12 protein-coding genes are annotated in these 13,730 nt (G+C 49.5%); 10 read left to right on the top strand and 2 right to left on the bottom strand.

Annotated features, from left to right (window positions below; all coding sequences use genetic code 11):
• Positions 1 to 93 precede the first annotated feature (93 nt).
• Positions 94 to 1,014 carry a beta-1,6-N-acetylglucosaminyltransferase gene (locus ACYVHX_RS29130; protein ID WP_460675246.1) on the top strand — a complete coding sequence of 307 codons (921 nt, stop codon included), beginning with the start codon at positions 94 to 96 and terminating at the stop codon, positions 1,012 to 1,014.
• Positions 1,015 to 1,017: 3 nt separating this feature from the next.
• Here the strand turns inward: ACYVHX_RS29130 and ACYVHX_RS29125 are convergent, their stop codons facing one another.
• On the bottom strand, positions 1,018 to 1,638 hold the full coding sequence (locus tag ACYVHX_RS29125) for an acyltransferase (RefSeq protein ID WP_460675245.1): 621 nt from the start codon (positions 1,636 to 1,638) through the stop codon (positions 1,018 to 1,020).
• 18 nt (positions 1,639 to 1,656) lie between these two features.
• A complete protein-coding gene (locus ACYVHX_RS29120; protein WP_460675244.1) occupies positions 1,657 to 2,859 on the bottom strand; it encodes a glycosyltransferase in 1,203 nt (400 codons plus the stop codon).
• Between the two features lie 458 nt (positions 2,860 to 3,317).
• Here ACYVHX_RS29120 and ACYVHX_RS29115 point away from each other — a divergent pair, with 458 nt between their 5' ends.
• From ACYVHX_RS29115 to ACYVHX_RS29075, 9 genes are read left to right on the top strand one after another with little or no spacing between them, the layout of a single operon-like run.
• Positions 3,318 to 4,088, top strand: a complete 771-nt coding sequence (locus tag ACYVHX_RS29115; protein WP_460675243.1) for a TolC family protein — start codon at positions 3,318 to 3,320, stop codon at positions 4,086 to 4,088.
• Between the two features lie 27 nt (positions 4,089 to 4,115).
• On the top strand, positions 4,116 to 6,326 hold the full coding sequence (locus ACYVHX_RS29110; RefSeq protein WP_460675242.1) for a GumC family protein: 2,211 nt from the start codon (positions 4,116 to 4,118) through the stop codon (positions 6,324 to 6,326).
• Positions 6,327 to 6,341: 15 nt separating this feature from the next.
• Positions 6,342 to 7,778, top strand: coding sequence for an MOP flippase family protein (locus tag ACYVHX_RS29105; protein WP_460675241.1), 1,437 nt, complete (start codon positions 6,342 to 6,344; stop codon positions 7,776 to 7,778).
• Positions 7,778 to 8,926 carry an acyltransferase family protein gene (locus ACYVHX_RS29100; RefSeq protein WP_460675240.1) on the top strand — a complete coding sequence of 383 codons (1,149 nt, stop codon included), beginning with the start codon at positions 7,778 to 7,780 and terminating at the stop codon, positions 8,924 to 8,926. The genes ACYVHX_RS29105 and ACYVHX_RS29100 overlap by 1 nt, the downstream gene beginning before the upstream one ends.
• A gap of 29 nt (positions 8,927 to 8,955) precedes the next feature.
• Positions 8,956 to 9,792: a PKD domain-containing protein gene (locus ACYVHX_RS29095; protein ID WP_460675239.1), complete on the top strand. Its 837-nt coding sequence runs from the start codon at positions 8,956 to 8,958 to the stop codon at positions 9,790 to 9,792.
• A 25-nt stretch (positions 9,793 to 9,817) separates the two neighbouring features.
• Entirely contained in the window at positions 9,818 to 10,723 is a 906-nt protein-coding gene (locus tag ACYVHX_RS29090; protein WP_460675238.1) for a glycosyltransferase family 2 protein, read from the top strand.
• 9 nt (positions 10,724 to 10,732) lie between these two features.
• Positions 10,733 to 12,049 (top strand): T9SS type B sorting domain-containing protein, encoded by a 1,317-nt coding sequence (locus ACYVHX_RS29085; protein ID WP_460675237.1) that lies wholly within the window; start codon positions 10,733 to 10,735, stop codon positions 12,047 to 12,049.
• Positions 12,050 to 12,095: 46 nt separating this feature from the next.
• A complete protein-coding gene (locus tag ACYVHX_RS29080; protein ID WP_460675236.1) occupies positions 12,096 to 12,881 on the top strand; it encodes a glycosyltransferase in 786 nt (261 codons plus the stop codon).
• A gap of 42 nt (positions 12,882 to 12,923) precedes the next feature.
• The gene (locus ACYVHX_RS29075; protein WP_460675235.1) at positions 12,924 to 13,697 is read left to right on the top strand and encodes a glycosyltransferase family 2 protein; all 774 of its coding nucleotides are present in this window, start codon (positions 12,924 to 12,926) and stop codon (positions 13,695 to 13,697) included.
• Positions 13,698 to 13,730 lie beyond the last annotated feature (33 nt).

Raw genomic sequence — 13,730 nt, 5'->3', positions numbered from 1 at the left:
TCCACACCACCTCCATGAAACATTGCCAGCCTGCGTCGGGATCGGACCTTCTCGCAACCATTAACCTAAGGCTTTAACCAGCTTTTACAAGCCATGTACCGATCTGCTCTGTATTCATCGTCCAACACAAGTACCGACAATTTTAACCGGAAAACGCCTTCCCGGTTGAAACTGGCCCACCTGATTCTGGCCCATTCGCAGCCCGATCAGCTTGACCGGTTGATCCGCGCGCTGCAACATCCGGGCGCCGACTTTTACGTTCACATTGATCAGAAAGCAGATTTGGCGCAGTTTCAGAAACTGGAAAAATACCAGAATGTCTACCTGGTCAAAAAGCGGGAGAAAGTAGCCTGGGGGGCTTATAGTATTGTGAAAGCCACGCTGAACGGTTTTGAAGAAATTCTGGCCTCGGGGATTCCCTACGATTATGTCAACCTGATGAGCGGCCAGGATTATCCGCTGAAATCGCCCGAATTCATTCACAGTTTTTTGCAGCAGCAGCCCGGAACCCAGTTTATGGAGTTTCTACCGGTGGATACGGAGTGGCAGGAAGCGATTTCCCGGGTGAGAAATTACCACTTCAACGACTATTCGTTTCCCGGAAAGCACACGCTGGCCCGGTTGCTGAATGCCGTCCTGCCCCAGCGAAAAGCCCCGGAAAACCTGACGTTTGTGGGTCGTTCCCAATGGTTTACCATTACGCTCGACGCCGTAAAATACATTTCGCAGTACGTAAAAAGCCATCCGAACGTCTGTCAGTTTTTCAGGCTCACCTGGGGCCCGGATGAATTGTTTTTCCAGACGATTCTCTACAATTCGACCTTTAAACAGAGCCTGCGGAACGACAACCTGCGTTACATCGACTGGTCAGAGAAAAAAGCCAGTCCCAAAACACTGACCCTGGACGACGAACCGGTTTTGCAGGCTTCCGGGAAGTTGTTTGCGCGGAAATTCAACGCGGTCACTGACGCAAAAATCATGGATTTTCTGGACAGTACGGTTTTGACGGTCTGACGATTAGACGCGCACCGCCGGTTTTACCCAGGCTTTTTCGTTGGGATCGTAGTGCTTCAGCAAGCGCGCCGGATTGCCACCCACCACCGAATACGGCGGCACATTGCGCGTCACGACGCTTCCGCCCGCCACCACCGAATGGCGGCCGACGGTTACGCCCGCCGTAATGACCACATTGGCCCCAATCCAGCATTCGTCTTCAATCACGATGGGCTGGGTGACAACGGGCTGTTCCCGAATCGAACGACTCACGTCTTCGTAGGAATGATTCAGGCCCGACAGCACCACGTGCTGGGCAATGATGACATCGTTCCCGATGGTCACCGGCCCGATCACCACGGATCCGATTCCGACCGTGCACCGCTCGCCAATCCGCACCGGCCCCACGCCGTTATTGACCACGCCGAAGGCTTCAATGACACTGTGCGCTCCGAGTTCAAACGGATTGAACGGCAGCACATCCAGCCGCACCGACGAGCGCACCATCGACGTCCGGTGCCGCTTGTGAATGAACGGATTGACCAACCAGCTCACCCACCGGCGGGGCCGGGCTTCGTGCCGGGGAATCAGCATCCAGTGAATCAGGCTTTTCAGCCAGCGGTGCCGGTCCAGGTATTCTTTCATACGGTTTTTGAAAATAAATCAGGTGGTTTGAGGCTGAGAAACAAGAAGTTGATCGATGGCATCCGTCAGCATCCCAACCGAGTTCTCCCAGGTGTGTTCCCAGGCAAACGCAATCCGCTCTTCCGGCGACGACAGCACCTTGCCATTCAGCACGTCGGCAATGCGGGCAATGAACTGTTCGGTATTTTCGGCCAGATAAACGTGTTGATCAAACAGGGCCATCGTCTCGGTTTTGCCAGCCACCACCGGTTTGCCCATCGCCAGGTATTCATCGATTTTGCGGGGATAATTGCCAATGGTCACTTCATTCAGGACCTGCGGATTGATCAGGACGTCCATTGCAGCCAGATACGCCGGAATTTCGCGGGGTGTTTTGGCCCCCAGAAACGTTACGTTCGGCAAGGCTTTCAGCCGTTCCGTCGGGAACGAATCGTCGGTGGTTCCGATCAGGACGATTTGCCAGTCAGGGCGTTGAGTGGCGACCTGTCCGATCAGATCGCCGTCCAGCCGTAAACCGGTGAGTGCTCCGGCGTAACCAATTCTGGGCCTGGGAATCGAAACCATGTCGGCTGGAACGTCGGTAATGGCGGCCGGGTCAAACATTTTTAGATCGCACCCCTGCCCCACGTACACCGAATGCGGACTGTATCGGCCGGCCTGATTCGCCAAATACATCGAATTACTGGCCACCAGATCGACCTTACTCATCAGCAGCGGCTCCAGCCGGGCACCGTGGCGCTTCCAGAAATCCACCGCCAGAAAATTATCCCGCAGGTAGTAGACGTACACCTCCGGCCTGAGCAGTTCTTTCAGGTAAAAACCCTGCAGCATGTCATTGTCGTTAATCAACACGTACGACTTCCAGCTCAGCTCCGCGACGGCGCGTTTGATTTCAGTCGCCAAAACCGTACCGTTATACCGGTTTGCCCAGTCGTACAACGGAGTGTCGGGCAGCCAGTTGAACGATCCCAGCAGCGACTTTGGCGACAAAACCCACAGGTTCTCCTCGGCCTGAATCAGATGGCGGCCCCCATTTTCGGCCACAAACTCGTCGCGCCGTTGCGCCCGGCCTGATTTTTTGGAAAGCCGGGCCGACCAGTCCAGCGGTTCATTAACAAATAAAACCGGGTGGTTTTTAGACAGGGTGCGGGCCATATCCCGGATATTGCTCCCCAATTGTTTTTCTTCCCAGGGTTGCCGGGATGTGATGACAAAATTCATTGCGCCAGGCGATTTATGCATGAGTTGACTGCGTGCAATTAAAATCCGGTCCAAAACACCGGATCCATACTCTAAAAATGTCTGATAATTTCCCCCTCCGCTTCCACTCCCATAAAGAATATAGCAAATAGTATGCTTAATTTGTCGGAGAATTTCAGGCGCAAAATCCGTCTGAGAACCCCGGCGGAATGGACCAAGGAATTATTTTAGAATTAAAATCAAGATCATGTTTAGACAGGATTAAGCAGTAAAATATTGCATTTAATTTCTTGTTTTCCAGATACTTATAAATATTCAAATTTGTCACTATTTGGGGTACATTCAAAGAAGGCCGATGGAGAGTGGTATTATTTTTGCTAACTATAATCTGTTCCAGTTACTTGAAATAGGTGAATGAATTCTTTCCGGCGATGATGACTCGATTTTCTAATTTAGCATGCGGTAGATTCCAGAAAGTCTTGCAATTGTCCTTTTTCTGTCTGTTTATTTCCCCGGTTTTGTACGGTCAAAATACGGTTTCGGCTTCAAAGACGCCCGGGCAGCAGCCGGTGGCAAGCTCGAACGACACGCTGTATCTCGACATCACGCAGGACCTGTCAACGCAGTTGCTGCCGTTCGAGGAAATTTTCCAGATTGCCGTGGCAAAGTCCCCAACGATCCGGTATGAAAATGAAATAATTGTTACCCAAAATGCGGATTACAAACTTTCCAAAATACTGATTTTACAGACGGCAACCGGCTTCACGAACTATTCGTTTGGGAACCAGGCTATTTTATCGAACACCTCCTTCGGGGCGGATGCCCTGGGGCAAATCGCCAACGGCTATCGCACCGGCGTCGGCTTGCAACTCAGTTTGTACGATATATTCAGCCGGAACCACAAAATCCGGCAGGCCCGCGCCACCTATCAGGCGGCCCTCATCAAACGGGAAGCCGTTGAACTGGAGCTAAAAAAGGATCTGATTACGATCTACCAGGATTTGATGACTTCACAACGAATTCTGAAAATTCGGATTCAGGACGAACAAGCTTCGTATGCGGTCTACCGAATTGCCGAAGCGGACTCCCAGATGGGCCGTCTCGACCCGAAAAGCATGGCCACGGCCAGCAACGAATATGCCCAAACGAAGTCAATTACCGAACAGGCCAAAGGTGAATTTCTGAAAAACGTATTTTACCTCGAAGCCACGGTCGGTGTGCCCATTCAACAACTGAAACGTAAACCGTAGATTCACTTAATGACACCCCGGGTATTTTTGCGTCTCATCAAACAGCATGCGCTCTGGTTTATTCTGATCCCCGTTCTGACGGCCGGGACGGTGTATTTTTTAACCAAGGATGAACCCCGCGTTTATAAATCACAGGCGACGCTTTACACGGGGCTGGCTTCGGGCTATTCGCTGCTTTCGGACCAGCAGGCTGGTTTTATCGATCACTCGGCGGCTGCTTTTGAAAACCTGCTAACAACGCTCAATTCACAGGAAACGCTCCGGCAGATCGGGGTGGATTTGCTGGTGAAGCACCTGCCCCTCGAAAAACCGGATGGAAAAATCCTGTCGGCACCCGCTTTTCAGCAACTTCGCCTGGCCATTCCGGAGAATCTGCGCCGTTCGTTGATTCAGAATGCCAATCCGGCTCAGTTATACACCCGGATCGACAGCCTGTCCCGCTCCATTACTGACAATCCGGTTCAACACCTCCTGCTGAAATCGGACGCCTACTGCTCGGTTCGGGTGATGGGCAAAAAGCTGAAAGCCACCCGCCGAAGCCCCAGCGACATGCTGGACATGGAATACGAATCCGATGATCCGGCGGTAGCCCAGCAAACGCTCAGTCACGCCATTTCAATCCTGAACAAACGGTATACGACTCTGAAAACCGCCGAAACAAACTCGGTGGTGACCTACTACGAAGGCAAATCGCAGGAATCGAAGAAGAAGCTCGACGAAGCTGAAAACAAGCTCCGCGCCTTCAATGTGCAGCATAAAGTGCTTAATTTTGAGGAAGAATCGAAAAACATTGCCGCATCGCGGGAGCTTTTTTCCGGCGATTACAACAAGGAGGTGATGCAAAACCGGGCGACCAAAGCCGCAATGGATGCCCTGAGCAAACGCATGGGGCAGCAGGGCGTTTTGCTGGCTACCAACGGCGAACTGAAAGCCAAACAGGCGGATCTGGCCGAAGCCCAGAATCAGCTGGTGAATGCGCAGGCCTACGGACAACCGCAAACGGTTATCACCCGCCTGCAAACGCGGGTCAATCAGGCTTCGGAAGCTCTGAAAGCTACCGCCCGGAATTACTCGACGGCCGAAAACTCCCCGGAATCCATTCCGCAACGCACCCTGCTGAACGAATGGCTGGAAAAAGTAATCGACTTTGAAGAATCATCGGCGCGACTCGACGTCTACAAATCGCGGATGAACGAATACCAGACCAAAACCGAAGAATACAGCCCGCTGGAGTCGCAGCTTCGTCAGCTTAACCGGGATCTGGAACTGGCCGAAAAAGAATATCTGGCCTCGGTTCAGTACCTGAATCAGGCGATTACGCACCGCCAGGACATTGCGGTCGATGGTGCGCTGACGGTTTTGGATGCCCCGAATTTTCCGTACGAAGCGCAGTCGAAACGCTGGCTGTTTGTGGCCCTCGGTTTTGGCGTTGGCTTGTTTATCGCGATGATGCTGACGGCTATTCGCTTCTGGATCGACCGCCGGATCAGTTCACCGGAGCAGGCCGAAGCGTTGATTGGCCGACCGGTAGCGGCTGTTTTCCCAAAGGTCAAAAAATTCACCATCGACTCCAAAGCCGGCCGGACGGCCTTGAGCATGTTCGAGCAGTTGTGCAATGCCATCAACTTTGAACTGGTCAAAGCCAGCGCCACCCGGCCCTTCCCCCCCATCATCGCTGTGTTCAGCGTCCGGTCGAAACAGGGTAAAACCTGGGTGGCCAACAGCCTGGGCCGGATGTATGCCGAAGCGGGTCAGCAGGTGGCGTATTGTTACCCGCGCCTGACCGACGAACAGGAGAAAGTGGAGCAGGACGGCATCACGTTTTTTCCGTACACGCGCCGGTCGGATTTGATGAACGTGACAGAAATTGACTTTCTGTTTGACGAAACCACCAAATTCGATGCGTCCCAGTTCGACCGGATCATTCTGGAAATACCGCCCCTGATCAGCAGTCCGATCCCGGTTTACCTGATCAATCACTGCTCGGTTTCGGTTCTGGTAACCGATGTCAACAGCATCTGGGCCCGAACGGAGCGTAAAGTGTTGGAGATGTACCTGAAAATCGCCACGCATTCGGTGGTTACGGTCCTGAACCGGGTTGACGGCAGCTACATCGATGCTCCGAGTAAAATTGACGCCCAGCAACGGCCGATGCAACCTGAACACTCCGTCGAAGTGCAGCGGACGTTGCGTTCGCTGGAAAACCAACGGACTCTTCAATACGGAAAAATAGCGTAGCAGACCCGCAGCCTCATGAGCACGAAACAACAGGCCATCAGTGGCGGAAAATGGATTACGATTTCAACCGTAATTTCGACGGTATTCCAGTTTCTGCAGGTTTCGATTCTGGCCCGGCTGCTGGACCCCTCCGTTTTTGGAGTTGTCAGCGTCAGCACACTGATCATTAACTTTTTCTTTATTTTCAGCAATTTAGGCTTCTCCAACTCCATCATTTCGAAGCAGGAAAGCGACCCAAAAGTGCTTTCAACCCTTTATTTTCTGGGCTTGATGCTGGGCGGAACGTTCTTCCTGATCGTCTATTTCAGTTCGCCCCTGGTTGTTTCGTTTTACAACGAACCACGACTGGACAAAGTAATCAAACTGGCTTCTTTCTATTTTATTATCAATTACATCGGTCAGATTTTCCTGTTTATTCTGCAAAAGGAATTACAGTTTAAATCAGTCGCCATTGTCGAAATAATTGGCACCGTTGTCGGCACCGCCATCGCCATCGGAATGGCGTATAATGGCTACGCCGAAACCTCCTTGGTGATGGGTTATCTGATCATGCACGTGGTCCGCACCGTTTTATCGATTCTGCTGGGTCTCAAATATTTTAAACCGGCTTTGTATTTTAACATCAGCCTCATTAAAGATCACCTCCGGTTTGGGTTATTTAATGTGGGCGATGGCTTAATTAATTTTATTCAGGGCAACGTGGACAACATTATTGTTGGCAGCCTGCTCGGCGTTACGCCCCTCGGTTATTACACCATCGCCTATCAATTAGCGGTTTTTCCGATTAATAAACTGAACCCCATTATTTTGCAGGTTGCCTACCCGGTTTTGGCCAAGATGAAAGGCAATGACCTGGAATTACGAAATTCATACATCAAGATTCTGGACATCATCAGCTATTTAAATGTACCGCTCCTTGCCGGTTTATTTATTACGGCTGAAAGTGTAGTACCGTTGTTTTATGGTCCTGGTTGGGATAGCACCATTCCCCTTATTAAAATTTTTATTTTGCAAAGTTTTTTTGGTTGTCTGGCTCACCCACTGTTTACGCTGGCGTTTACCAAAGGCAAACCCAACTTACTGTTTTACATCAACGTAGTCACTCTGGTAGTTAAGGTCCCGCTCCTGTATTTCTTCGGAAAATACTGGCAGGTTACCGGCATTGCCTTGTCCTACTTAACGACCACCTTTATTAGTCTGATCCTCAACTTTTATGTGGCCCACGCCCTGATCGGAAATTTCTTTAAAGAATTCCTGGCGAACATCCTCAAACCACTTAGTTTTTGTCTGCTCATGGTGGTTACCATTTTTGCGTACAAGGAGCTGGTCGGGTACGCCGGTGTTTTCAACACCATCGCGGAAATCACCATCGGAGGCTTTATTTATTTGGCCCTCACGTTGAAATACAAAGTGTCACTTCCTGAAATCAGAACCTTTAGACAATCGTTGTAATGTCGCAAGAGCAACCTATAAAACACCGGTTTCAGGTTCTTGATATCTTTCGGGGCATTTTCGCTTCGATGGTGGTTTTGTTTCATTTATCGCCCTTTGCCGCCACTCCCCTGCTGAACAATCGCTTTGTCGATAACTCCGACATGTTTGTTGATTTCTTTTTTGTATTAAGTGGTTTTGTCATCACGTATAGTTATCCCAAAATGCGCGATGCGGCTGAATTTGGATTATTCATTAAGAAGCGGTTATTACGGATTTATCCGCTGCACTTTATTTTACTGTTCTGTTTCGTAATAATTGAAAACATCAAGCTGTATTTCGCCAGTTACATCCATATTAACCAGCCATTCAACGAAAACAATAACATTCTTACCTTTTTCACATCGCTGTTTCTGCTCAACTCGGTTAAATTCCCCGGCATTTCTGATGTAAGCTGGAACATTCCGAGTTGGTCGATCAGTGCGGAAATGATCTCTTACGTGGTTTTTGGGGGCGTTCTGGTCGCCATTTTTAAGGCGGGTTATCAATCCATCAAATTCATTGTATTCGGAAACCTGCCCGTTCTGGCCCTGCTGATTCTCATCGGCATCACTGGCCGAACGGAGCTGAACTACAGTTTTGACTACGGTTTTTTACGCGGTTTGATCGGTTTTTTCACGGGATCCGTCTGCTTTTTTGTGTTCAGTAAAATCTACCCGTTACTCGGAAAAGCAAAGTCGTCCTATTTCACAATTCTCGAAATTACCTCTTTACTTATCCTGCTGTTCATGATCGCTAATGGACCGGTTTTAAAAAGCATCGGCTACGTTTACGAAGGAATTTTTTTCTGTTGCATTCTGATCTTTTCGTTTGAACGTGGCATCATTTCTGATCAGTTAAAGAAATCCACGCTATTAAAAAACATCGGAACGTATAGCTATTCCATTTACATGACGCATACCCTTATTCTGAGTTTGTTCAATGTCATTTTCATTCGCCTACTAAAGTTACCTCCTTCTGCGTACGTGTACCTGGTATTTGTCAATTATTACCTCATTTACGTGGTATCGAAATGGACTTATCAAAACATAGAAATGCGGTTTAATAAAGGATTTTTCGTTTCCAATAAGAATCAAAAAGAATCCTTATCCAGAAGTATTCAGCATTAATTTTCGATTCAATACCGACGCTTGGTGTCATGAGAAATAAATCCACGTATCCGCTCCATAAAATCCTCCAACTGATTGCACTCGTTGCCTTTATAAGCGGTTGCCAGCCTACCATTACGCCACGGCCGGTAGCCGATTTTTCCATTGAACAAGTGAGCGGATCACCCGGAAAAATAAAAATTACCAACAAATCCCTCAATGCAACCCGGTACCAGTGGACCTTTGGTGATGGGCGGGCTTCTACGGAAGAAGCGCCCGAGATTGAGTACAAATCCGACGGAACGTACACCATTGTTTTGACGGCGAAAAACAGCGTTGGCGAAGATCAGGTTTCCATCAGCACCGAAATTGGCGGCCTGGTTAAATACGTAACGGCCGGTTTCGACTTCGCTTTCGTGAGCGGCTCGATCAATCGCGTTCAATTCACCAATAAGTCCGTGAATGCCGACCGGTATCAATGGGAATTTGGTGACGGACAAGCTTCAACCGATGCAAATCCAATCGTCGAGTTCAAAGCCAATGGGATTATTTCGGCCCGCTTGATTGCCAAAAACGGCAATAGCACCGACGAAGTTTCTAAAAGCGTGACCATCTCCGGAATCTCCACGTCTGGCAGCGTAATGTTCTGGACGAATAGCCGGGGCGATGGCTCCGATATTGAAGTGTACGTAGCCAATGCCATGCAGGGTGTTATCAACACCTTTCAGGCCACGGGCACACCCACTACCTGCGGTTTGGATGGGTACGTTACGTTCCAGAGTACGGACGGAACGTATAGTTTTTATGCGCGATCGAAAAGCCGTTCCTGGTCGGGTGTAATCACCGTCAAAAACGGGGAATGTCGCATGAAATTGTTACCACAATAAGTCAGAAACTCAGCCCTTTTAAGCCGTGAGCAACCTCCTTTTACCCGACTGGCTGGCGAAACATTCATTTGTTTACAACCCCAAAAGTGTGGCTGCTGGGCAGCTTCATGATTTACGCGCCCGACTGGCCCAGTTTAACACGGAAAAACCGGAAATTTCCATCGTTATTCCGGCCTATAACGAAGAAGCTAATTTACTGCATACGCTGTCATCGCTGGCCGATCAACGGCTTTCCCGACCAACGGAATTGCTGGTTGTCAACAACAATTCGGCCGACCGCACGCAGGACTTACTCGATAAATGCGGGGTGCGTTCTATTTTCGAGCGCCGGCCCGGTGTTGCTTTTGCCCGTCAGGCGGGTTTGGAAGCGGCCCGGGGTACGTACATGGCCAACGCCGATGCCGACTGCCTGTATCCGGCGGGCTGGGTGGAAACCATCACCAAACCACTGAAGGACCCACAGGTTGCCTGCACGTACGGTTTATACTCGTTTTTGCCCAGCCAGAATTCGTCGCGGCTGGCGCTGCTGGGCTACGAAAAAACCGCCCAGCTGGTCAACCACATCCGCAACCGCAATTATCAGTTCATGAATGTGTATGGGTTCAACTTTGCCTTCCGGCGCGCTGATGCCCTGGCCGTAGGCGGTTTTGCGCTCGACAGCGGCCGCGAAGGTTCGGTGGCCGAACTGGTGGCTGCGGGCATCAAGCCTCCACCCTCCGGCAAGTGCGAAGATGGCTGGATGTCGCTCTCGCTGGAACAGGAAGGCAAAGGCCGTACGGTTCGGGTGACGGACCCCGCAGCGCGGGTCTGGACGAGCGACCGGCGTTTGCTGGCCGATGGCAGTCTGGGCAAAGCGTTTACGACGCGCGTCTGGCAGGCTATTCGTGGTCTGGGACTTTCGTTTTCAGCGTCCGGCTCCACCCCTTCCTGATTCGCTTTCATGCGCATGGCTGCTCCGTTTCCGGTATTGGCAAGAATCTTTTTACTCGTCAACATCGTACTGATGCCGGTCTTGTACGTGGGCTCCCCGGCTGCGGTTTTTGCGCAATCCTGTACGGGAATTCTGGGCGAAGCGATCGTTAATGAAACATTTGGTACGGATGTGTTGACACCCCTGGAACCGGGCAAAACCACGTATCAGTTCAGGTCGGATCGTTGCCCTACCGATGGTGAATACATCCTGGCGAATTCGACGCATTGTTTCGGTTCGACCTGGCATACCGTACCGGAAGATCATACGGAGGGTGACGTCAATGGCGCGATGTTTCTCGTCAATGCGTCGTTCGAAACCGGTCAGTTTTATAGCCAGTCTGTGCCGGGACTGTGCAACGGCATCACGTACGAGTTTTCAGTTTGGGTCCTGAATTTAATGAACCCGATTGCCGCCAATGGCTGCAATCCGATTGAGTCCGTTCCGCTTGATCCAAACATTACAATGAAGATTGAACGGGCCAACGGAAGCAGCATTCAAACGTTGAATACGGGATCAATCCCGCGTACCAACACACCAACCTGGATCCGGTATTCGGTGCTGTTTACCATGCCGGATGATGGCAATACGGTGGTGATTAAACTGATTAATAACGGTCCGGGTGGGTGTGGGAATGACCTGGCGCTGGATGATATTCAATTCCGTCCATGCCATCCGGTGCTTTCGATTGCGTATAATGAAACCGACGACTCAACCCTGACCGTATGTGCCAACAGCAAACACCTGATCCGGTCGAATCTGGGTTCCGGTTATGACCGGCCGGTTTATCAGTGGCAGGAAAGTACCGATGGTTTTAGCTGGCGGGCGATTGCCAACGCGACCAGTGAATCGTATTGGGTTCAAGTCAATTATGCGGAGAATCGCTATTACCGGCTGGTCTGTACGCAATTTCCAAACACCATCTCGGAACAGAATACGCAGTGCCGTTCGATTTCCAATACCGTAACGATTTCGATTCGAAATCCGGACGAGTGCAGCGGTTCCCGGATCGATATCCCCGATTCCTTCACACCGAACAGGGATGGGATAAATGATCAGTTGACGGTCTATCACGGTGAAAACATCACCTTCGAACTGCGCATTTTTAATCGCTGGGGAAGTGTCATTTTTATGACCGACACCAACGGACCCCGGTGGGATGGCATGTATTTAGGTAAACCGTGTATGGAAGGTATTTACCCGTGGAAAATAACGTACCGATCCCCCGGGTTGAACCCGGAAGGAAGGGATTATGTAAAAACCGGTCAGGTACTGCTTCTGCGCTAATTCGGAAAACTAGGATAGGACTAAACGACTTTAATTTACTCAACGTATGGAAAACCATTTTCCGGGTGTGACCTTACTGGTTACGCATTACAACCGAAGCGGTTCGCTGGAGCGTTTGTTGCGAACGTTTACGGAATTAAACTGCTCTTTCGACGGCATCGTGGTTTCGGACGACGGAAGCAAACCCGAGCACCAAAACGCGTTGAGAGCCCTAACAAAAAAGTATAACTTTCAACTGGTTACAACACCAAAAAACAAAGGGTTAGGAAATAACATCAACAAAGGGCAGGATGCGGTCAAGACACCGTATACGCTGTATGTCCAGGAGGATTTTGTGCCTCAGCCTGCGTTTGCCACCCATTTTAAGGACGCGTTGTCCATCATGAATCAGGAGAAAGACCTGGATCTGATTCGGTTCTATGCCTATTTCCCCTACCCTTATTTGGAGCCGTACGGCAAAGGTTTTTCAAGAATGATTTATAAACCGTGGCCGTGGAATGCCAATCATTTAAAATTCTACGTATACAGCGATCATCCGCACTTACGACGAAGCAATTTTCTGCAAAAATTTGGTCGGTATGTCGAGGGCAAAGATGTAAACGTGACCGAATTCCGGATGTGTCTTTCGGTGATTCAGAAAAAAGGAAAAGCCTTGCTTTTCAATGAGTTTACGACGGTATTTGATCAGAAGAACTCCAGTGCTGAACCCAGTACGTTTTACCGGGCCAGCTGGCGGGAAAGTACCAATCCGGCTTTTCTTTTTGCCCGTTGGTGGTATTTAAAATACCGGCTTCTTAAAAACACCTTTGAGCTAGCCTTGCTGAAAGACTAATCTTTCTAGTTCGATCCAATTGAATTGCTTTTCTTTTTAAAAATGGACACCTCCTCAGCACATTTTCAGGATGTCACCGTATTGATAACGCACTATAACCGCAGCAGTTCGCTGGAGCGGTTATTAAAAGCGTTTAAAGATTTGAACTGTTCGTTCGACGACATTGTCGTATCGGATGACGGCAGCAAACCGGAACACCTGAACGCGATCCGTGAAATGAAAAAACAGTATTCATTTCGTCTGATTACAACGCATCAAAACAAAGGGTTAGCCAACAACATCAACAAAGGGCAGGAAGCGATTAAAACGCCGTACACGCTGTATGTCCAGGAAGATTTTATTCCAAAACCGGCTTTTGCAGGCTATTTTAAAAAGGCCCTAGAAATGATGAATCGGGAAAAGGAGCTGGACATCGTCCGGTTTTATGCCTACTTTCCCTATCCCTACTTGGAACCGTATAAAGACGGTTTTTCGAGGATGTTGTACAAACCCTGGTACAGCGATTACACCAAAATTTATTACTACAGCGACCATCCACACTTACGGAGAAGTTCCTTTCTGGACAAATTCGGGCGGTATGTCGAAGGCATTAAATCCGACAAAACCGAGTATAAAATGTGCCTTTCTTTTATTAAAAATAAAGGAAAAGGGATATTCCTGACGGATTTTAAAGCCATGTTTGAGCAGAAGAATTCTGAAGATGAACCCAGCACGGTAACGCGGAGTAACTGGCGCCATGACAATACCAACTTTTTCGTCATTTGGGGTCGCGCCCTCTACCGGCAGATCAAATACAATTATGATTTAATGTTTTAAATCAGGCCTGGTACTCAAAATAAAAAGGGCGGT

The sequence above is a fragment of the Larkinella ripae genome, from assembly GCF_054780775.1.
This window is presented reverse-complemented; position numbering and strand designations above follow the sequence as displayed.